Here is a 1628-nt window from a genome sequence, read left to right on the forward strand (position 1 = left end):
TCTGCTTATTGAGTTCTATCTTTTTGTCTAATGCAGAGAATATTTCGCCAATTTGTTTTTGTTTTTGCAATGGAATTACTGGTACAGGAAATGAATTGAGTATTTCTGCTGATAACGCATAGCGTTGTCCACTTCCCGAGGCATTGCAAGCGAAATATTTCTTTGCATAGCCCGTATGCATAAGGGCATTCAAATAACGTCCATCTAGAATATCTTTATTGGGCGTTATCAATGCACAATGATAACCCAATATGACATCATTAAAATCATCGGCTATATAAGTAGAAATGCCAATGTCATCACGAGTTTCACTATCCTTGGTTAATGCAACTTGACCTTTCTTCAATTGGAACTTGGAAATTTCATTGGGACGGGCAGTGGCAAGCATAAAACTATCATGCCGAGCCATAGTGATAGCCCAGTTATAATAGACATCCACAAAATTACATAGACGGATATCTTCTTCTCCATCTTTTATTTTCTTATCTACTCCACTAATTTCTACAGTAGCGATATCTCCTAATTTATATTTTCTCATTTGCATCCAATTTTGATGCAAATTTACGCATTTTCAGGCAGAATCCGGTATGATTGTCTATCCCAAATATTTCTTATGACCCAACTTTACATTGTTTTGGTTTACAATGGCATAGTGCAGAGTCGTATCAATACGCACATGGCCTAATAAGCATTGTACTTGTTCAATAGGCATACCTTTGTCAATAGCCATTGTAGCAAGAGTTCGGCGAAATTTGTGAGGATGTACCTTTGGCATGGAAAGTGATTGTCCAAGTCTCCGAATACGCACTTCCACACCGCTGATAGTTAAGCGTGTGTATGGTGAATATAGTGAAACAAATAAAGCCGGATTATTATCAGTACGTGAATCAAGGTATTGCTGTAAATGCAATTTCGTTCTGGCATTGAAATAAACAATACGTTCCTTGTTGCCTTTCCCAAATACTACGCATTGCCGCTCATAAAAATCTATATCTTCTCGGTTCAGTTTCACCAATTCACCTACACGGATACCTGTGGATGATAGGATGTCTATAATAGCTAAATCTCTTTTGTTGGTACAACTGTCCCGAAGTTGTTCCAACTGTTCATCAGAAAGTACCTCTTTTACAAGAGAGTCTGTTTTTACTTTATGAATCCGCCTTACAGGACTCTTTGCAATATAGTCTTCATCCTCCAACCATGCAAAGAAACTTGAAAAGATACGCCGCATGTTGTCAATAGTTACTTTACTGGACAAATGCTCTTCTTGATAATTGGACAGATAGGTACGAATATCTGCTGTGGTTATATGACAAATAGCCACGGAAAGTGTAAATAACAATCGTTCAATAGTGTTACGATAGTATGCCAATGTTTTATCAGAGCATCCTTCAATCTTTTTTGCTGAGATAAAAGAGTTTAAAAGATGCTCATTTTCTTGTGCTTGTTGTTTTGCACATTCTTTCTTTTCGATTATTTCCACATTATGCAGTTCTGATGCAAGTACCGCTTTAAGCTGTACCATTTGTCGGCAATCCAAGTTACGCTGCATTTTCGCAACTATCGCCTGAATGATGTTCTCTTTCATAATTCTGATATTTTAGTCCATATATAATATAAAGGACTGC

The 1628-nt window shown here is 37.1% G+C and carries 2 protein-coding genes; both read right to left on the reverse strand.

All coding sequences use genetic code 11. The annotated features are described in order from the left end of the window. The coding region (locus ACESTR_RS16020) for a restriction endonuclease subunit S (RefSeq protein WP_373179440.1) at positions 1 to 538 on the reverse strand (538 nt) is incomplete at its 3' end. 57 nt (positions 539 to 595) lie between these two features. After that, a complete protein-coding gene (gene xerA, locus ACESTR_RS16025; protein ID WP_082426800.1) occupies positions 596 to 1588 on the reverse strand; it encodes a site-specific tyrosine recombinase/integron integrase in 993 nt (330 codons plus the stop codon). Between the last annotated feature and the right edge of the window lie 40 nt (positions 1589 to 1628).

Source organism: Alistipes sp. DJF_B185, assembly GCF_964250025.1.
GTDB lineage: Bacteria > Bacteroidota > Bacteroidia > Bacteroidales > Rikenellaceae > Alistipes > Alistipes finegoldii.